The 22,320-nt window shown below is 59.7% G+C and carries 1 protein-coding gene (only partly in view); it reads left to right on the top strand.

Going from position 1 to position 22,320, the window contains the following annotated elements:
* Positions 1-22,320, top strand: the 3' portion of a protein-coding gene (locus EC9_RS09500; RefSeq protein ID WP_218934700.1) for a DUF4347 domain-containing protein. The gene continues 6,207 nt to the left of window position 1, outside the view; 22,320 of the gene's 28,527 nt are visible here — the last part of the coding sequence; its start codon lies off the left edge, out of view; it ends in the stop codon at positions 22,318-22,320.

The following is a 22,320-nucleotide window of genomic DNA, read 5'->3' as shown; positions in this document are numbered from 1 at the left end:
ATCCTCGCCTTATCCGTGTCGGGTGGTTTTCCCGACGATGGCTCAGCTGCGGCCGGAGCTGCCACGGTCAACACGGTAACGAACGACATTACCGCCACGATCGTCGACTCGACCGTTATCGGTGGCAACGTGAGTGTGCTGGCGGAGGACGACGCGACGATTCGTGCGCTCACTGGCAGCATTGCCGCACCCTTCTTTGGTGGAAACGCGGCCGTTGGTGTGTCGTTGTCGGCGAACTTCATCGTCGACGAAATCGATGCACAGGTAATCCGTTCCACGGTGAGCTCGACGACGGGCGATGTCGTGATCGATGCCGAATCGGATGCCGAGATAACCAACGTGACATTTGGCCTTGCGATTACCCGCCAGTCCGGTTCCGAAACAGACGACGGCGGCGGAAGTGGCGCTGGCGATTCCGGTGGCAACGATAGTTCGGCCGACGGTGAAGGCCCGCTCGACGGTCTCACGCTGGCCAGTCTGTTCGCCGGCGACGATGATCAGCATGACATGTTCTCGAATACGGCCGTCGGCCTCGCAGCGTCCGACGGATTTGGAACCGCTGGCGGCGGTGTTCAGGATGGACAGGGTGACCAGGGAACCGGTGGCCAGGATGGGGGCAAGTCGTTTGCCGGAACCGGCGCTGCCGCGGGGAATTTTGTCGTCAACTCGATTCAATCCACGGTGACGTCCAGCACGATCAACGCCGGTGGTGCCGTGAAGATCTCCGCAGATGACTTTTCACGCATTGGTTCCGGCGCTGGCGGTGTGGCGTTTGCCTTCTCCGACGGCGGCACGGGGGGCAACAGCGGATCGAAGGCCGGCGGGGTTGGAGCATCGCTGTCGGTTAATGTTGTCGCAAATTCGGTACAGACAATTGTTACCGACACCAACATCACTGCAGAAGGAAATATCGACCTGGAAGCGCGATCGGCTGCTGAAATCATTTCGATGACCATCGCTGGTTCCGGCGCAGCAACCAGTGGCGAAACCGGAGGCACATCCGGGACCGGTGCGGGCGCGCTGTCGATCAACATCGTCACGAAAGACATCGACGCAGCGATCATCAGCGAAACGTTTTCCAGTAACGCAGATATTCACGAAATTACAAGCACCGGCGGAAGTTTGACGATCGACGCGGTCGACGAATCGTCGATCATTGCGGCGGCTGGCGCGGGAACGCTGGCGCTGTCGACTGGTGGCGACGACAACACAGCCGTCTCGATTGGTGCGGCGATTGCAGTCAATACGATCGTCAACGACATCACGGCAGAAATCGACACGGCCCGTGTTGATGTGACGGGAAACGTGAGTGTCAAGGCAATTGCCGACGCGGACATCGCCCTGGCGGCACTGGGCATCGCCGGAGCGGTCACCAGTGGCGATGGCGGAGGCAAGTCATTCGCCGGTGCCGGTTCGGCGGCGGGCAACGCGATCGACAATGAAGTGATCGCGTCGATCTCCGACAGTAACCGCATCAATGCGGGGGGCGATGTCGAAGTCATCGCCAGCAACAATTCGTTCATTGGATCGGGGGCGGGCGGAGCGGCTGTTTCGCTGGCAAGTGGTTCCAACGGGGGAACCGGCGGTGCAATCGGGGCATCCATCGCCGTCAATCTAGTTATCAACAACACGGACGCGGTGATCGACAACAGCACCGTGACGGCGGGCAGCGACGTGTTTGTCGGAGCTTATTCGACGGGCGAGATTACCGCGTTAACTCTAGCGGGTGCCCTGTCGGTTGCCAGCGGAAACAACGACAGTTCAAATGCGGTCGCATTGGCCGGAGCGTTGTCGGGTAACGTGATCGTCAGTAAAGTCAACGCCAACGTCACCAATAGCAGCAACATCGTATCGAGCGGTGGCAGCCTGACGATCAATGCGTTGGACGAATCGACGATCAACGCCAGTGCGGGTGCGGGAACATTGGCCGGTGCATCGGGCAGTGACAGCGCTACGTCGGTGGCGGTTGCTGGAGCGTTTTCGGCCAACACAATCACAAACGCAATCAGTGCGACGATTGAAGATTCGGACGTCGATGTTGCCGGAAGCCTGCAACTCGCAGCCGATGAAGAAGCCGAAATCATTTCGGTGACCGTCGGTATGTCGGGCGCGGCGGCGGGTGGAGATAGCGGTTCGGTTTCGATTGCTGGCGCCGGTTCTGCATCGGGCAACGTGATCGCCAACGATATCGATGCGTGGATCAAGAATTCAACGATCATCACCGGCGGGCTTGTGTTGCTGTCGGCACTGGACGCTTCACAGATTTCTTCGCTGGCGGGCGGTGTGGCTGGCACGATCAGCGAGGGGGGTACATCGGGCGCAGCCGGTGCCTCAATCGGCGTGAACGTCATTACGAACGACGTCGAAGCCACAATCGAAGAGACGGACCTGACCTCCGGCGGCGACGTAACGCTCGACGCAGCGTCGACTGCTGTGATCACGGCCGCGACAATCGGATTCGCGGTTGCCGTGAGTGTCGATTCGAGCAGCGGTGGATCGGGCGGCTCAGGCACCGGTAGCAGTAGCGGCTCAGGCACCGGTACGGGCGGCAGCACCTCAGGCGGTGGCACCGATGCCGGTAGCGGAACGAACAGCAGTTCCAATCCGCTCGACGGAAGCTCATTGGCCATATTGTTCGGAAATCAAAACGCGTTGGATCCTATTGCGATGGGGGTTGTCGGCGGCAACGGCGGGCAAGCTGGCAACGCCTTCAACAGTTCGGCCACTCAGTCGGGCGACGCGTCTGACGGCGGAACATCGCTTGCTGGGGGGGGATCGATCTCCGGCAATGTGATCGTGAATGTCGTGGAAGCGTCGATTCGCAACGACAGTACGATCATCGCCGATGGCATGGTTTCCTTGAATGCGTTGAACGACGCAACCATCATCTCCGCCGCAGGTGGTGCCGCGATTTCGTTCGCCGGAAGCGGCTCACAGGGCTCGAGCAATGGCGGCACGGCTGCGGGAATCGGAGCATCGTTGGCTGCCAATGTGATCGCGTCGGTTGTTGAGGCAGAAATCGAAGACTCGTCGGTAACAGCCGGCAGCGTGTTGATGACATCCGACTCAACGGCGGATATAACGTCCGTCACACTGGCTGGCAGTGTCGCTGCGGCAGGTGGTGAACAGGGGGGGACTGGTGTCGCGATTGCCGGGACGGTTTCGGTCAACGTGGTCGTCAATACCGTCGAAGCACTGGTCATCGACAGCGAGATCACGACGACGAGCCCGATAGCCAGCGGCGGCGATGTAACGCTCAGCGCCAATGACGTCTCCAACACGATTTCCGCAGCCGGAGCGGGAACGCTGGCTGGCACGACCGGGCAGCAACAGAGTTCCACCAGTGTTGCGGTATCCGGGGCGATCGGAATCAACACGATCACGAACACGGTAACCGCATCGATCGATCCGTCGACCGTTAACGCGACCGGCGACGTCAGCGTTTCGGCGACTTCCAACGCCGACATTGGCAGCGCTGCTGTCGGCCTAGCGGGAACCATTGCCGCCGGTCAGGGTGGCGGCAAATCGTTTGTCGGTGTCGGTTCAGCGGCCGTCAATGTGATCGCCAATGACATTGAAGCATCGCTGCTGTCGACGACAATCGATGCCGGCGGCGCCGTTTCTGTCCGCGCCGAAGACAGTTCGAAAATTGGTTCCGGTTCCGGCGCCGCAGCGATCGCCGGCGCGGGAGGTCAGGGAGCCGGTCTCGGCGGTGCGATCGGTGGTTCGTTGTCGCTGAACGTCATCACCAACGATGTCGATGCTCTGATCGACGACACGCCTGTGACGGCGGGCGGCAACGTGTTGGTCGATGCTACGTCGACGGCTGAAATCACGTCGCTTACGCTTGCCGGAGCTGTTTCTGCGACCGCCGGTCAGGAGGACGCGACCGCATTGGGGATCACGGGAGCATTCTCCGCGAACGTCATCGTCAACGAGATTCATTCGACGCTGTCGGGCACCAGTTCGGTGAACACAACCGGCGGCAACGTGACGTTTTCATCCAGCGATTCGTCATCTATACAATCGGCGGCAGGCGCGGGCACGCTTGCCGGCAGCGCGTCGTCGAGCGACGCAAACGCTGTGGCAGTCGCCGGAGCATTTTCAGCCAACACAATCACGAACGAGATCATCACGTCGATCGACGACACACCGATCATCGCGTCCGCCGACGTCAATGTCACAGCCGCGTCGGATGCCGAAATTGTGGCCGTTTCGGTAGGTCTGACCGGCACGGGAGCGCTGGGACGAAGCGGTTCGGTTTCTATCGCCGGAGCGGGTTCGGGCACGGGCAACGCGATTGTAAATCAGATTGAAGCGTCCATCAAAAACACGACCATTGGTGCCGGCGGAGACATCCACGTCACGGCCGACGATTCCTCGACGATTCAGGCCTTCGCGGGTGGAACGGCTGCGTCCATTGGACTAAATGGCAACGCGGGTGCTGCGGGAGCCTCGCTGGCCACGAACGTCATCGTGAACACCGTGGAAGCGACCGTTGAGGATACCACGTTGACATCGGGCGGCGATGTGTCGATGTCCGCGATGTCGACGGCCGACATCAGCGTCGGCACGATCGGATTTGCTCTGGCCGTCAACATCGATACCGGTGGCAGCGGTGGCGGGTCGGGCGGAAGCGGTGGCTCGGGTGGAAGCGGCAGTTCAGGTGATAGCGGTGGCTCGGGCGGAAGCGGCGATGGCGGTGCAAGTGGCACCGGGACCGGATCGAGCAGCGATGAAGACGACGGATTTTTGCTCGATGGCCGAGCACTGGCCAGCCTGTTTGGTGAGGAGGACGAGTTCGACGGGTTTTCCGTCGTCAACGCGGCTTCATCGAGTTCGTTGGTCACCAACAGCGCTGGAGAGTCCGCTAGTACGCTTGGCGCTCCATCGGGCGGCAACGCGTTGACCGGAGCGGGGTCGGCGTCGGGCAATGTGGTCGTGAACGCCGTGGAAGCGTCGATCCGGCGATCGACGGTAACGGCAGACGGCATTGTCGAATTGATCGCGGCCAACGACGCGACCTTTAACTCGGTTGCTGGCGGCGCAGCTCTGGCCGGTTCGGGAGGTGCGAGCAGTTCCAGCGGGAGCGGGAATACATCCGGCGCGATTGGCGCCTCGCTGGCGGCCAACGTGATCACCAACATCACGGCAGCGGAAATCGAAAACGCAACAATCACAGCCGGTGCCGGAGTGATCGTCGATGCCGATTCGAGCGCAGACATTTTCGCGCTATCGCTCGCGGGGTCCGCCGCTGGGTCCGGTGGACAACAGGCCGCGAACGCGGGCGCATTTGCGGGCGCGCTGACCGCCAACGTGATCGTGAACGAAGTCACTGCGGATATCATTCACAGCACGATCGACGCGACAGCGCAGAATGGCAACGACGGCGGCAGCGTGACCGTAAGCGCCGACGATGCTTCACGCATCAACTCAGCAGCCGGAGCGGGAACGATTGCGGGAAGTGGCGGACAGCAGAACGCTAACGCGGTTACGGTTGCTGGCGCGATCTCGGTAAACACGATCGTCAACGACATCACCGCATCGATAGAGACGTCGACCGTTGACACCGCTGGCGACGTGACGCTTGAAGCACACTCCGATGCGGAAGTTCTTGCCATATCGATTGGATTCACCGCAGCGGCGGTCGGCGGTCAGAGCAGTAGTTTTGCTTTTGGCGGAGCCGGTTCGGCCACGGGCAACGCGATTTCCAATGATGTCGAAGCGTTGATTCTTGACAGCGCGATCACCGCTGGCAGTTCGGTGCTTCTGACGGCCACGGACGATTCGGACATCAAAGGCTTCGCGGGCGGAGTCTCTGCGGCGGGAGCGGGCGGATCTTCCGGAGCGAACGCTGGCGCAGCGGGTGCGGGTGTCGTGGTGAACGCGATCGACAACTCCATTCAGACGTTGATCGAGAATTCGATCGTCGTTGCTGACGGCGATTTGGATATGGACGCAACGTCGAACGCCGAAATCATTGCCGGTGCCGTCGGGTTTGCCGGTGCGGGCAGCGGAGGCAGCGGAACGACGGTTGCACTGTCGGCAGCCGGAGCGATTGCGGTCAACGTGATCACCAACGATGTCGATGCGAAGATCGTGGCCGACGTAGCGGTCGACGACGAAACGATTAGCGTGGGCGGAAATCTGTCGCTTGATGCTGTCGACAATTCGACGATCATCGGGGCGGCAGGCGCGGTTTCGCTGTCGGTCTCGTTCAGTTCCGATGTCGCGGTTTCGCCGCAGCTTGGAGCGTCGCTGGTCAGCAACGTGATCACAAGCGACGTGCAAGCGTCCATCGTGAACACAGCGTTGGGCGTCATGGGGGATGTGGACGTCAACTCCAAAGCGACCGGTGAAATCATCGGCGCAACGGTTGGTTTCACGGGCGGTGGTGCCGGCAGCGGCAGCACTGTCGGTGTCCAGGTAAGCCTCGCCGGTTCAGTCACCGTAAACGGGATCAGCAGCGACGTCGAAGCGTCGCTGCGCAACGTGAACCTCGTGGCTGGTGGCGCGGTATCAATTGCGGCGGAAAACGAAGCGGCGATCAAGTCGTTCTCCGGCGGCGCGACAGGCGGTGGTGCGGGCGGTGCGACGGGCGGAGTTGGTGTTGGCGTTGGGGCATCGTTCTCCGTCAACGAAACGGGGGTGGAATCCGATCCTTTGCGTGTCGAGGCGATTATCGAAGACTCGACGATCACGGCAAACAACCTTTCGGTGGACGCATTGGCGAAAGCGGAGATTATCACTGCCGCGATTGCCGGTGCCGTGGGCGGAACTGGTGGCTCGACCGGCGGTATTACCGTCAACGGAGCGGGTGCCGCAGCAATTGATTTGATCACGACGGATGTTTCTGCTCGCGTCATTCGCAGCACGATCACGGTCGCCAACAATACGCCCAGCGTTGAGGGTAGCGTTTCGGTAACGGCCACCAATCGCGGCAACATCATCGCGACTGCCGGTGCGGGCGCTGGCGGTGGGGCCGGCGGTGGTACCGTCGGCGGCGGAACGCTACAAATCGGGCCGTCCATCGTCGTCAACGTTGTCGACCAGTCGGTGACTGCTGAGATTGCGGACAATTCGACAGTGATGGCCGATGGTGCGGTCACCGTGCAAGCGGACTCCGCTGCGGAAATCATTGTGGCGACACTTGGCTTCGGTGGCGGTGGATCCGGTGGCGCAACAGGCGGCGTCAACTTGACTGCCGTCGGTTCGGGGACGGGGAATGCGTTCACCAACCGGGTGTCGGCGATCGTCCGAGACAGCGACATCGACGCGGGTGGTATCGTTACGATCGCGGCCACCGACGATTCGTCGATCTTCGCCGGTGCTGGCGGCGCGACGCTCAGCGCGTCAGGCGGAGGAACCGGCGGCGTCGATGTTGGATTCGCAGGATCTCTGTCCATTAGCGTCGTAACCAGCGAAGTGCTTGCGTCGGTTGACGGTTCGACGATCGATGCAGATTCGCTCTCGGTTGCCGCGAGTGTAACCGCCGAAATTATCACCGCCGCAGTCGGTTTTGCGGGCAATGCCAATGGCGGTGGCGTCGGTGGCGTGGCCATCGCGGGAGCCGGTGCGGGCGTGACGGTTGTGATCGACAGTTCCGTGCAGGCGACGATTGAAGACAACAGCGAAGTTACAGCGACGACCGGCGACGTCAGCGTTACGGCAGCGGATGATTCCTTCGTGCGAGCGGGCGCGGGTGCGGGTGCGGTGTCGTTCGCCGGCGGTGGAACCGGGGGTGTCACGGCACAGGGGGGCGCTTCGTACGCCGTGATGTCGATCGCAAATGACATTGGCGCGCGGATCGATTCGTCCACGGTCAACGCAGCGGGCAACGTCCTTGTATCCGCTCGTTCCGACGCTCAGATTATCGGGGCATCGATTGGTTTCGCCGCGGGTGGATCAGGCGGCCCAGGTGGCGGTATTCAGATCGCTGGCGCTGGATCTGCGGTTGGCAGCGGTGTCGGAAATACGATCAGCGCGGCGATCATTGACAGCGCGATCACAGCAACCGATGTCAGGGTGGATGCTACCGATAGCGTCGATCTGATTACCAACGCGGGTTCATTGGCCGCCGGTGGTTCCGGTGGTATTGCCGTTGCGGTGGGAGTGTCGATCGGCGCGTCCTTCGTTGTCAACGCGGTCAACAATTCGACCGAAGCGATCATCGACAACTCGACAGTCACCGCACGCGGCGATGTCGAAGTCGCAGCGGAATCCAATGTGCAGATGATCGCCAGTACCGTGGCCGGTGCGGCTGCGGTGAACATTGCGATCGGCAGCGGTTCGCTGGCCGGAGCCGGTGCGGGCGCGGATAACACACTGGTCAATTCCGTGACGGCACGAATCGGCGGCGGTAGTGCGGTGAATTCAGAAGGTTCGGTTAGCGTCACGGCGACCGACGATTCGCTTAGCAGCGCCGTCAGTGGTGCCGGGGCGCTAGCCATCTCGCTGGTTGGCGTTTCGGCCGGAGCGTCGATTTCGGTCAACAACGTGTTCACGACGGTGACCGCATCGATCGATGACGCAACGGTCGCAGCCGATGATTCGGTGAATGTTATTGCGATTTCGGATGCGACGCAGATTGCCGTGGGCGTCGGTGCATCCGTCTCGTCGGGCGCTGCGGCTGCCGGGTCATTGGCGTCGAACGTCGTTGTCGGCGACGTGCAAGCAAGCATTCAAGACGCGGGAACTCTGGTTGCCGGCGGCGATGTTAACGTGCAAGCGCATCAGGCGGGTGAACTTAGCGCCGGTTCGGGAGCGGCCGCTGGATCGGGCGTTGCCGCAATCGGTGGCGCGCTCACCAACAACAGCACGGTCTACAGCACGCAAGCTTTCCTGCAGAACACGGATGTTGAATCGGGAGGTAACGTTGCGGTCGAAGCGGTCTCGGAAACCGAATTGGTCTCCGCAACACTCAGTGGTTCCCAGGCTTTTGTCGGTGTCGGCATTAACGGGTCGATCGCGTTGCACGTGACTGCCAATTCAACCGAAGCCTTCATCGACGAAAATTCCTCCGTCGATGCTGCGGGCAACGTGATTGTCGCGGCGGAAGATCATGTGTTCATGGGATTGGGCGCAGGAGGAATCAGCAGCGGATCAATGGGTGCCGCAGCCCTGGCCAGTGCGACGGTTGTGACGGTCAATACAACTGAAGCGCGGATCCACGATGGCGCAACGATCGATGCGTCGGGTCAAGCGGGAACATCATCGGTGTCCGATGGGAATGGAGGCACCATCGACGTGCGTGGAGTCGCTGTCGTAGCCAATTCGTCGGAAGATGTGATCTCCGTGACTGCGGGTGGTGCCACCGGCGGGCAGACCGTTGGCGGTGCCGGATCGATCACGACAACCAGCTTGAACGAAAACACACGAGCCACGATCGGTGCGGGCGCGAGAATCAACCAGAATACGCTGGACGCTCACGCCGAACAGAGCGTTTTTGTCGTGGCGGCCGATAATTCACGGTTGATCGGTGGCGCTGGCTCGGCCGGTGCTGGCGCCGTTGGAATTGGTGGCGGCATCGAAGTGGGCGTGATCGACAAGACGACCGAAGCGACCGTCGCGGAACTTGCGGAAGTCGCAGCGGCAGAGGATGTCGTCGTAACCGCATCGTCTCACGAGGAGATTATCTCCGTATCGGCAGCGGTGTCTGTCGGAGGTGCAGCGGCAAGTTTTGCGGCATCCAGTTCCACACTGCTCAGTACGACGCGAGCGCTGATCGACAGCGGAGCGCAGGTGCTTGCCGGTGACACGGTTTGGGTCGATGCGGCAAACGATTCGGATTTAACACTTGTTTCCGGACAGGCGGGGCTCAGCCTCGTTGCGTCAGCTGGTGCAACGGCCGCCTTGACCGTGGTCGACAAGACAACCGAAGCAATCATCGCCAACGACGCAGTGGTCACCGGACTGGGATTCGGCGACGGTGTCATCGCAAAAACGGGAGCGTTCAGCGAATCTGAGACCGACGCGGCGACCGATGCCGTCTCACACAATTTCAGCGCTGGTGCAGTCGATGGGGATGCCGATGAAATCACGATCGTCGGCCACGGATTTGTGGATGGCGACGAAGTCATCTTCAATGGCGACGGCCCGGCGATCGGCGGTTTACGAGCGGGCGTGCGATACTTTGTGATCACGACCGCAGACGCCAATCGTATCCAGTTGGCGACGACGCTCGAAAACGCACTCGCTGGAACCGCCATTGATTTGACCGCGACCGAAGCGGTTGGCACGGTGAATCGCTTGATCAACATCCGACCCGACGGCACCGTTCCAGTGGTCGATTTATCGGTTCCAAGCGTGAACGCGTCGACCGATACGATCCACGCCCAGCGGCACGGATTTGTAACGGGTGATCAGGTTTTGCTGTCCGATTTTTCAGGGGCGTTCTCTGGCCTGGCCGACGACACAGCGTACTTTGTGATTGCGGTCGATCATGACAACTTCCAACTTGCAGCAACGGAATCTGATGCGTTCAACGGCATCCAGATCGATCTCGAACTCACGGGGGTCACAGGTCGATTGGAACTGGCGGATCCCGCCGCCCAGTCGTTCAGCGTAGCCTTGGAATCCGTCGACTCGGGTGCCAATTCAATTAGCGCTCCGAATCATGGATTCACCGATGGCGACGTCGTCCTGCTTTCCGAAAGTGGACGTTCGATTGATGGGTTGGATAACGGCGTGCTCTACGTGGTGCAGGTTGTGGATGCGGATACGATTCGTCTGTCAGAATTTGGCAGTGATGTAGCGATCGACATCGCCGCGACCGGTGTCAGCGGAACGCTCCGCCGTTCGGTAGCCGCTGAGTCCATCGCAGCGGAGTTCACTTTCGAAAACGTCGATCCGGGCAGCGACACGATCACCGCGACCGATCATGGTCTGATGACGGGCGACAAAATCCTTCTCAGCGGCAACGCGGCGGAGGTTATGGGACTCGACGGCAACCTCGAACACTTCGTCATTCGAATCGACAACAATTCGATTCAGTTAGCTGAGACTCAGGATGCCGCCTTTGCTGGCACGTCGATCAACACTCTGCAGGCAAACGATATCCAGACCGATTCGACGTTCAGTCTTTCGACGCCGCGAGCCGATGTTGGGCTTCCAGAATTTGACGCTGTGGAACTTGAGGAAGTCGTCGTGCACACGGCAACACCCGAGACGCGAGTGGTTCATGGCGTTGTCGTTACCGCCAACAACAACGATCGATTAAAACTGGCTTCGGCCAGCGTTGGGGCCGCGGGGCAGGGGATCGTTGCCGAGTTTGCCGGTTCAGTATCGATTCACGATACCACAACGCGGGCCTTCATCGACGACGGGGCGCAGATCAATCAAACGGATTCTCTCGCAGACTCCCGTCAGGAAGTGGTTGTTGCCGCCGCCAGCAACCTTGATCGGCTGGGGGTCGACGGCAGTGCGTCGCTTGGTTTTTATGCCAGTGCCGCCCCCGGTGTGGACCTCACCACGCTGTCTCAAAGGACCGAAGCGTTTATCGGAGACGCAGCCGTTCATGCGGAGGACGACGTTTCCGTCACGGCCACGGCACGCGAAGAGATTCTGTCGATCGTGGCCACGTTGGCGAGTAGCGTCGTCGTTGGTGTCGGTGCAACGGGGTCTGTGATCACAATCGATAACATGACCCACGCGGCAATTCAGTCCGGCGCGTTGGTTCAGGCCGGGGGAGACGTTCTGGTCTCCGCATCGGATGACTCGAAAACAAAGGTGATCGCTGGAAACATTAACGTCGCGATTGGCGGTGGCGTCGGTGCGTCGACCGGTGTGACGGAGATTTCAAAGACGACGATCGCCGAAATCCAGGACAACGCCGCGATCGACGCGTTGGGGAATTCAGCGGTTGCGATGGACGTCGTTGACGGGCAGAAGTCGGGCAGCAGCATCAACGAACAATCGGTCGCCGCCAATGGCGTCGCGGTACAGGCATCGTCGTCCGAAGATGTCTTTGCAGTAGCCGTTTCAGGATCCGGTGGCGTCGTTGGCGGATTTGCCGGAGCGGTCACGGTGCAATTGATCGATTCGGATACGTTGGCGGTGATCGGCAACGGAGCACAGGTCAATCAAAACGCTGGCAATGAAACGCCAAGCGACGAGCAAAGCGTATTTGTGACGGCAACCAATGACCTCAAGGTGCAGGGTATCAGCGGCGCGTTGTCAGGAGGCGTGTTTGGCGGTTTGTCGGGCGGAGTGGATATTGGACTACTTGGCAACGACACGCAGGCGCTGATCGGCAGCGGCGCAAACGTCGCGGCGGTGAAAGACGCTCACGTCAACGCACTGTCGCAGAAGCAGTTGGAATCGGCAGTGGTCAGCGCTGCTGTCGCTGGTCCGAGCATCGCATTTGCCGGAGCCGTCTCGATTTATTCGATCGGTGGCGATCTCGATTCAAACTACCGGGCCGACACCACCGGAGACGGCAACATCACTAGCGTCGACGACTCCGCAGACGCACTGAAAGGAGAGAACGGAGAGAACGTTGGAGACGGCGTCGATCAATTGGTCTCGGACTTCGTCAACGATAACATCCTGCCGCTGCTGGAAAACGCAGAAGACGGCCTTCAATTTGATCCCACCCAAGTCGACGGGTCCGACGAGAGCATCGACCTTGGCGGCGCGGCATTTTCCCAGTCGGACATCGACGGAGCTGACGAATCTGTCGACCTCGGATCCGGGCACGGGCTGTCAACGGGCGACGTAATCGTCTACCGCGCGGCCGACGATCAATCGGCCGTCGGTGGTCTGATCAACGGCGGTTCGTACTTCGCGATTGTCGATGGCGATCACATTCGTTTTGCAAACTCGGCAGCCAACGCGAACAACAACATTTCGCTCGATATCGAAGTCACCGCGTCCACCGGCGACGTACACAGCGTTTCCTCTCACGGTTTCTCGACGGGCGATGTGATCGCGTACAGCACCGGACCCAATGGCAATACAGCGATTGGCGGATTGGAAAATGGAGCCACCTATTTTGTGATTGTGGATGCGGCGGATTCGTCAAAAATTCGGCTCGCCGAGTCACGGCGGGAGGCTCGTGTCGGTACCGCGATCGATCTCGACCCTGCCACAGCGACGGGAACCGATCATCGCTTCGATTCGATCTCGACCGCCGCTCTCGACAGCGCTGCGGACATCATCCCCCAGCGGATTGGAACCGACCATAATGCGCAGCTTTCAACGCAGGTCACTGCGGGAACTTCGGCGACGATCGGTGAGAACGCGGTTGTCGTTGCGGGGCGTCATATCGACGTGATCGCACATGACAACGTGGAGTCCACACAAATCGCTGGCGGTCTCAGTTTGTTAAGCGCACTAGGTTTCGGTGCGGGCGTCGGAATCATTAATCTAAATAACGATGTCACAGCCGAAGTGCAGCAGGGGGCGATGCTGAGCGCTGGCACCGATGGCACGCTGTCGATTGCAGGACGGCTGGATCGCGAGGGAGAATCCGAAGCATTTGCCGGAGTGGCGAGCGGAGCGGCGGCACTGGGAGCTGCGGTCGTTGTGATCAATGACGGCAGCGAAGTGAAAGCGATCCTACGCGAAGGCACCGATGCGACCAACGGCGTCGAGATTGTCCAGGCAGGGGCGGTTGAGCTGGATGCAACGTCATCCGCCGATTTCACGGGTAGCACAAGGGCAGCGAGTGCTGCAGTGGGCATCGCGGGGGGAGCGTCCGTTGTTGACATCAATTTCGGCGGCGACACGATTGCCGAAGTTGGCAGGTTCACTCAAGTTGGACAGAACGGCACGGTGGGCAGCCTGTCCATCAACGCGACGGTCGAACGATCGGATGCCGAAGCCGACGCGCTGGCCGTTGGCGGCGCAATCCTCGCTGGCGGAGCCGGAGCGACCGGCGATGTCGTCTATGACGGGAACGTCGCGGCGACACTGGGTGCGGACGTAAAGGTCGCGGGTCGGATCGAGGTCCGCGCGGATTCGGATGTGAAGCTCGACGCGGAAACAACCGGTGCGGCTGCTGGTTTGGCCGCAGCCGCCGCAGCAGCACTGTCGAACGCGCGGTTCGGCGGCGCGACGACGGCCGTTGTCACGGCCGGGACGACGATTGATGCCGGATCGCTGTCGGTCGCGGCCGACGGTAATCACGAAGCGTTTGCGATGACCACGGCTGGTTCGGGGGGAGTTCTCGCGGGTCAATTCAACGAAGCAAAGGCGACCAGCGATCGAGCGATCACCGCGACGATCGAAAGCACGCTTACCAAGCAAACGTCGGTCACGACGTCGGGCGACTCCGTCAGTGTCCAAGCCGATTCGAGAGGCCAAGCCAACGCGGAAGCAGAAGGCGTGTCGGTCGGAGTTGGCCTGCAGCTTGGCAAGTCAGTCGCGACGGCGACGTTCTCGCCGACGGTTGAAGCGAGCATCGGTTCGTATGCCGACATTCATTCGGGCTCGAGTATCGACGTGCTGGCCACGCATGGACCAACAAATTCAGACGTCACTGCCGGATTCGACACACTGCCTAACGGAGCGCGCGCCAAAGCCAGCGCATCGGGCGGCGGGATCATTTCTGGAAACGGCTCCGAAGCCAACGCCACGGCGAGTGCCAGGGTGCAGAGTTTTGTCGACCGGAATACCGTGCTGAACGCTTCGACCGAAGGACCAACAATCACGTTGACCGACGATGTGCGTGTGCGGGCGATCTCTGGCAATACGTCGAGCGCTACGGCCGACGCGTTCGGGGCTGGTGGAATCGTGGGCTTTGGCGGAACCGATCCGGAAGCCACATCCGCTGGTCGAACGATTGCCGAACTCCGCAGCGGAGTGCATGTTCCTCAGGCACGGAATTTAATTGTGCAAGCGATTGCCGGTGACTTCGCCGCTGCCGATTCAGACACATCCGGCGGCGGCGTGGTAAGTGTGTTCGGCGACGCGGAAGACGCCGCCGAAGCAATTTCGACACCAGATGTTGATGCGAAGCTCGGCAACGAAGTACAGGTCGATTTGGCGGGCGACCTGGTGCTTGTCGCCCAGTCGCAAACCGACGCCGAGGCCATCGCAGAAGGATTGACTGGGGGCGGAGTCGACGTCAGTCGAGTCGACGCGGTCGCCACAGAAAACCCAACGATCGATAGTTCGATTGGCAATAACGCGGTGATCTTCACCGGTGGAAGCGTCACGGTGACGTCGCTGCACAACGAACCCTTCACCCAATCCGACGGTGTGTTCGACGCGGGAACTCAGGTGGACTTCGTCAACAACACCATCACGATGAACCTGCCGCATCAACTGCAGGGCGACATCGCGATCACCTACGAAAACAATGGCCACCCAACGCTCGGAGGCCTTGCGCCTCAGATCGTCAATTCAACCGACGGCGGTGATCTGTTTGGCCAAGCGCCCGATGACGTGGTGGAAGGTGCGAAGGTCCAATTCCGGCAGCTGATCTTTAATCCAGACGGCAGCGTCTCCTTTGGACGGTACATCGTAGACCGTGATACACAGCAGATCGAAGGCGTCGTCGACGCGGATGGGCTGTGGCATGTCGATGGTATCTATCCACGCTACTATGCCGGCCAGAGGGCCGTCTTGATCGCGGAATTTACGAACCCAAACGGTGACCGAGCAACCGAGTCACTGACGGTTCACGTTGGTGAACGTCAACGTTACAACGCGATCCAGGTGGCGGTTCCCGACGGCAGTGGGTTTGATCCACACAAAGTGCAACTGGGAGCATCGTTTGTCGTCGATACTGTTGAGCCATCACAAAGCGTCGACACGGTGCTGGATGTGATCCGATTCACAACGCCCCATCTTTTCCAGACCGGTGACGTGGTCATCTACAATGCCGACCCAGGCGCCACAAGCATCGAAGGCCTCGTTACCGGAAACACGTACTTCGTGCGTGTGATCGACGATCTGACGATCAAGCTGGCCGCGACGCGGGAACAGGCCACCGATCCATCGACACTAATCGACATCGGACAAATCGACGAAGCATCGGGCACGTTCACACAATCTGACGTCCCGTTAAATAACGGCGATGTGGTAACCTACCGCGGACCGGTTCCACAATCGTTCACGCCGCAGAACGTGATCAACGACGCGCTGGTTGGTGGAGTCGTTGTCGACGCAAATGAAATCGTTATCGAAAACCACGGTTTTGCCGATGGGGAAATCGTTCTCTACACAACCGATGGCTCGGGGGCGGCGATCGATGGTTTGCAGGACGGACGGCAATATCGAGTTATCGTTGCCGATTCGAACCGGATTCAATTGACGGAAATCGGAGCCCTCGATCCAATCGATTTCCAACCATCGGATGGCGATGACGCCCCGGTCGCCTCAAGTCATCTACTAGCCCAGGCGACGCTGCCGATCGCACTGGACGCGACACAAATCGTCTCGGCCAACAACGAAATTGTTTTTGATTCGGCACACAACCTATCCGACGGCGATCTGGTCCGTTACAGCGCAGATGGGACCGCAATTCCCGGTCTGAACGATGGCCAACTTTATCGCGTGATCCGAGTCGATGAGAGCTCGATTCAACTGGCCAGCCTCGCAGACCCCGCAACACCGTTGGATATCGACGCATCGACGGGGACCAATCATCAGTTGCAGACCGCTCCGGCAGGTGCCGTCGGCGGATTGATTCCCGGCACGACGTATTACGTTGTCGCAGCGACGGCAACCGGTTTCCAGTTGTCTGCGACGCCGGGAGGTCCAGCGATCACGGGACTGGATACTTTTGTAAGCGGTCTACATACCCTTGGTGTCGAAGGAATCGATTTCCAGACGACGGGGCAAGGGCGGCAAACGCTCTCGATCGACCTAACCGATGATGTCGAGACGACCGGTATTCACCAGTTGGTCGGACTCAATTCCATCGGCGACAATACGATTGCAGTTTCTAGCCGGTTGGGTGTGTTTGCATCGACGCGAGGTTCTTCAGGATCTCTGCTCGGCAGCGACAAAGCGTCGGAATCGAGTGCCATTTCGACTCCCACGTTATCGACGCGAATCGAATCGGGGGCGAGGATCGAAGCGATGGGCGATGTCAATGTGGTCGCCGATTCATCCGTGCAGGTCAACTCGGTGGCGCGCAATCGCATCGGTTCGTTTGTAGCCGTCGGGGTCGCCGATGCCAGCGCCCAGACCAACAATCGCAGCACCGCCGAAGTTCAAGATGCGACCATCATGGCAGGTGGCAATTTCCGATTGACTTCCGACACCGACACCAACATGCGGCTTCGATCCAATGCGGCTGGGGGTGGATTCATCGATGTCGAAGAAGGGGTGACCGAAGGTCTGGTCGACTTTGAAACTCAAACGATCGTGTCATCCGGCGCGATCATTAAGGCCGAAGAAGTCCTGATTCGCTCGCAGTCATCGCTGGGGGCGTACGGCGACACCGACTCCGAAGCGACAGCTGCGATCGGTTTTGCCAAGGCCGATATGGGCATCCGCACCGATGGCGTGACGCGGACCTTGTCGCAGGTCGACGGCACCATCACGGCAACGACCGTCGATATCATCGCCGAGGGCGCAAGTCTGCAGGCGGAATCGCGAGTCGTGGCCGATGCGGAAGCCGCTGCCGGTGATTCGACTGCCGAAGCACTTGTCGATCTCAAGCACACCGCGATCGTTGAACTGGGGGCCACCTCCGATATTTCGGGCTTTCGACAGGTGGCGATCGAAGCGGGGCACGGATCGGTGGGCACAAGAGCCCGAGCGTTCGCAGATACCGAAGGCGTCGGTTCATCGACCGCGATTTCCAACAACGATCAGAACACCACCGCGAAGATCGTGGCCAAGGCCGGAGGCAAGGTCACCACCCAAGATCTCGATGTCACCGCGGACACACATGTCAGCCAGTGGGAACATCTAACCGATGCCAATGTCTTCAGCATCGACCTGCCGTTGGGAGTGTCGATCGATTTCGGTGACGAAACGGAATCCGATCGGATTGATCCCGGAGACCACACGGCCGAACGCGAGATATTTTGGGAGGCAGATGTTGTCATCGCCCCGGCACCGGAAATCTCCGTGGCACCCAGCGGAAGTGTCGACACGTCGAACCAGTTCCAGCAGACTGTCCTCGACGATCGGGTCGTAATCGATGGCATCAGCACCACTGGTGGAACGATTGACTTTGCCACCCATGTCACGTTCAACGACTCAATCGACACGTCGGCGCAGACATTAGGAGACGAAGGTGAAGAACGCCGCGTGTTTGTCGAAGACGGTATCATCCATGGCGACCAGAGTACGTTCACGTTCCAGCAAACGGCCAGTCGCGTACGCGTCGTTAACGAATCGGCGAAGGACCTTCAGTTTAACGATCTGGATCTGATCACTTCCGGTGTGCAACACAACGTGACAATCGACGTCGATCAGGTCGCGAAGACCGGCGGCGAACGGTTTGTCTTCGATATCGAAGCAGGAACACGTCCCACTCTGCTGGAAATCGAAAACCGCAGCGATTCGGACATCATCTTCAACGGCGACATCAACAACCCGATCGGAACAACAACCATCCGCAACACCGCAGGCGACATCACTTCTACGGCAACCGGCCGGATTCGAACCGCATCGCTGGATGCGGAAGCTTCGCTCGGCAACATCGGCACGGCGACCGATCGCGTGGTTGTGGAAGTCGTCGAAAGCAACGGATTTGGGCACGCTCTCGATGCGTTGGCCGGCGGGGACATTTTCCTCGATGTCACCGGAATTCTCCGCGACGATTCCATTTCCGATTTCACACTGAACCTGAACTCTGTCTCCGCAGGTGGCGAAGCCGACTTGCTGATCCGTGACGGCCTGCGAGAAACACCGATCTTCGGCGCCAACGGCAACGTGCTGGTGGATGTCCCTCGCGAGTTTGGATTCGGCGGTCCGACGGCGTTTCACACGTTCTTCCGCCCCGATTCCGATCAATCCGATCCGGACGGATCCAGCCCGCTGATAGTGATTGACGGGGAAAACCCCGTAGCCATCGACTCCATCGTCGACATCGGTTTGGTCCAAGCTGGCGGGGATATCACGCTGACCGGCGCCCCGACGTCAACCACGATTGAAGTCGTCGCCAATACCGATCTACTTGGCGACGGCAAGATCGACGCGGTCACCAATGGCGACATCACGCTGACCGAGATCAACGACGCCATGCGTGTCTCCAGCATCCTATCGACCCACGGCAACGCTAAATTGATCGTCCCCGACACCGCGGGTTCGACCGAAGACTTTATCTTGATCCCCGGCGGCAGTATTTTAACGCCCAACGGAATGATCACTGTCCTTGTCGGCGACGATGCCGACCTATCATCCAGCAGCCGCATCGAAGCGGGCGGAGCGGTGGTCTTCCGAGCGGACGAAGACAACGCGGACGATGGCGTGGGTTCGACACTCGCGATCCGCGGCACCATCACGGCATCGTCTGTTGAAGTCACAACCCACAATGACGACGACACGATCATCGTTGAGAGTCTCACTGGTGGATCCGATACGCCATTTACCTTCAAGACTCGCGACGGAAATGATTTGATCACCGTCCGCGAGGTCAACGTGTTCGACACGCTGACCTTCGAATCGGGCATCGGTGATGACACTGCAACGTTCAACAACGTTTCGGTGACTTCGCCCAGCGGCACAGGCATCGCGTTCATCGCCGAAAACGGCAGCGACACGGTTGATTTCACCGACGTGAAAGTTAGCGACGCAGGCGACGTCGGCATCGACGTCCAATCCGGCAACGGCGTCGACTCCGCCACCTTTACCCGCGTCGACGTTACCAATCCCGCTGGCAAGGGTATCAGTTACACCGGCGGCGATTCGAGCGATACGGTTGATTTCACCGACGTAAAAGTTAGCGACGCAGGAGACGTCGGCATCGACGTCCAATCCGGCAACGGCGTCGATTCCGCCACCTTTACTCGCGTTGGCATTACCAATCCCGATGGCAAAGGCATCAATTTTGCGGGCGGCGAATCGAGCGACACGGCTCGTTTCAACGATGTGACGGTCAGCGGTTCAACTGGCACCGGCATCGATTTCGTTGGCGACCTGGGAAATGACGAAGCCGAATTTACCAACGTTCAAATCACGACAGCCGGTGAGCGCGGCATCCGTGTTTCTGGCGGGCGGCAGAACGATACAGCATCGTTCCAGTGGGTCACTGTCGATGGTGCCGGTGACACCGGAATCCATGTCGATGGCGGCCGCGGTCGCGACGAAACCAGCTTTACGAACGTCAACGTCCTGAACACAAACGGCGGCGGCATCGAAGTCATCGGTGGCGGGCCGGAAGATGACGCCAGTGGCGAGGATTTGCGCGACGACGCAACGTTCGAATCCGTCACCGTCATGAACGTCGGTCGTGTCGGCATCAACTACCTCGGCGATCGCGGACTCGATACGGTCAGCTTGACCGACATCGAAGTCTCGAATGCTGGAGGACGAGGAGTCAACATCGACAGTGGGGCTGGTTCCGATGTGGTCGATATCCAAACAGCGACGGTGACCGACGTTGGCGCGATCGCGGTGCGTGTGAGTTTCGGCGGCGGCGATAACACGGTCACGGTCGACGATCTGACCGCACGCCGGTCCGCCAGTCGTGGCCTCAACATCGGTACGGGAGACGCCGATATTGAAAGCACGGGTAATGACACCATCAACCTGTCGAACATCGACGTTGCAGACGCCGGCCTCGCCGGAATTCGCGTCGTGACTGGCAATGGCAACGATCAGGTCGCCATTGAAAACGCAACCGTTACGAGTATCGTGGAACAATCGCCGGGTCAGTTCGGACACGGCATCACCATCGAAGGCGGAACGGGTACGGACGACGCGACGCTTCACAATATTGATGTTTCGGATACCGACAACTCCGGTATCCGTTTCATCGGCGGCGATGGTAACGATTCGTTGCTTGTTGATCTCGCAAAAGTGCAACGAGCCGGCGACGCGGGTCTTTCTGTCGATGGAGGAACCGGCGCCAACACCGCGGAATTCATCGACGTCTCGATGATCGACAACGATGCGGCGGGCGGACAGCTGGGTGCAAACGTCAGCAATCTGGCTGAATTCAGCGTCACCACGTCCACGGATGACAACATCCGCGACAATGCCGTCATCGACAATCGATTCATCAACCACACCCGGCGTGATGAAGCCGCCGATGGCCGTACGATTTCCGGCCAGCAGGACGCAATTCGATACACGGAAGTGGACCACGTTAACTTTGCAACAGGTGGCGAAACGGACCGAATTGGGCTCTTTCCTAGCGAGCGGACCACCTATTTCATCGACGCGGGCGATGACTTCGACTTCCTTCATGTCGAAATTGCGAACACGATTCCACAAACCATCTTCCATGACGGTTTTGGCAGCGGCTACATGGACTTTGTGTCGCCGCATCTGCTTGATACATGGGCCAACGTCGAATACCTCGTCACGTTCCACGACGCGATTGATTCCAATGGCAACACGGGTGATTCGCTCGATCCCGGCGGCAGTGGTCAGTCCCCCTCCAACGTTTTCATCACAATCATAGGTACGCGGGATGGATCGCAATCCGCCGCGATTCGAGGCACGGACAACCCGAACGCGCCCGATTCAACCACGCCGGGCACTGAATCATCGTCTCATTACAACGACCTTTTCGTAACGGCTTCCGGCAATGACGAGAGCCGTTGGACCCGCGCCGATTTTGAAGTCAGCGGCGGCGAATTGCAGCTCAACCGTGACCGGTACGAGAAATTCTTGCGTTCGCTCGATACAGGCACCTACCGATTGTCGCTGGCCATCAACGGCCAAAGCGAAGAGATCGAAGTCACCGTCGATCCTGACGCCGAGGACTACGACCAACGGATTGAAGAGGCGATCGACCGCACGATGGAAAAGGTGAAATCGATGCTCGATTTCCAGCCTCGCTCGCAGTTGGAACTTGACAGTGCCGAATTGCAGCTTGACCCTCAAAGGTTTGAGAAATTCCTGCGATCGCTCGACGCAGGCACTTACCAATTGTCGCTGACGATCAATGGCCACAGCGAAGAGATTGAAGTCACCGTCGACCCCGAATCTGAGGACTACGACCAGCAGATTGAAGAGGCGATCGCCCGCACGTTGGACAGGGTTAAAGCGATGCTTGATCTTGAGCGCGATGATCAGGCAACCGCACCCAACGACCAGACAAATGCCGGGATAGACGGAAACTTCCGTCAACAAGCGATAGCTGGTATCGCGTTGGGAGCCATCGCGCAGAACAGCTGGCGGCGAGGCAAACGTTCGGCGAAGCCACTCCGCCGATATTCCCGTCGCGCGACCAGTTCACCCGTTTAA

Source organism: Rosistilla ulvae (assembly GCF_007741475.1).
Classification (GTDB): domain Bacteria; phylum Planctomycetota; class Planctomycetia; order Pirellulales; family Pirellulaceae; genus Rosistilla; species Rosistilla ulvae.
The sequence above is the reverse complement of the archived record's forward strand: the minus strand, read 5'-3'. Positions and strand labels throughout refer to the sequence as shown.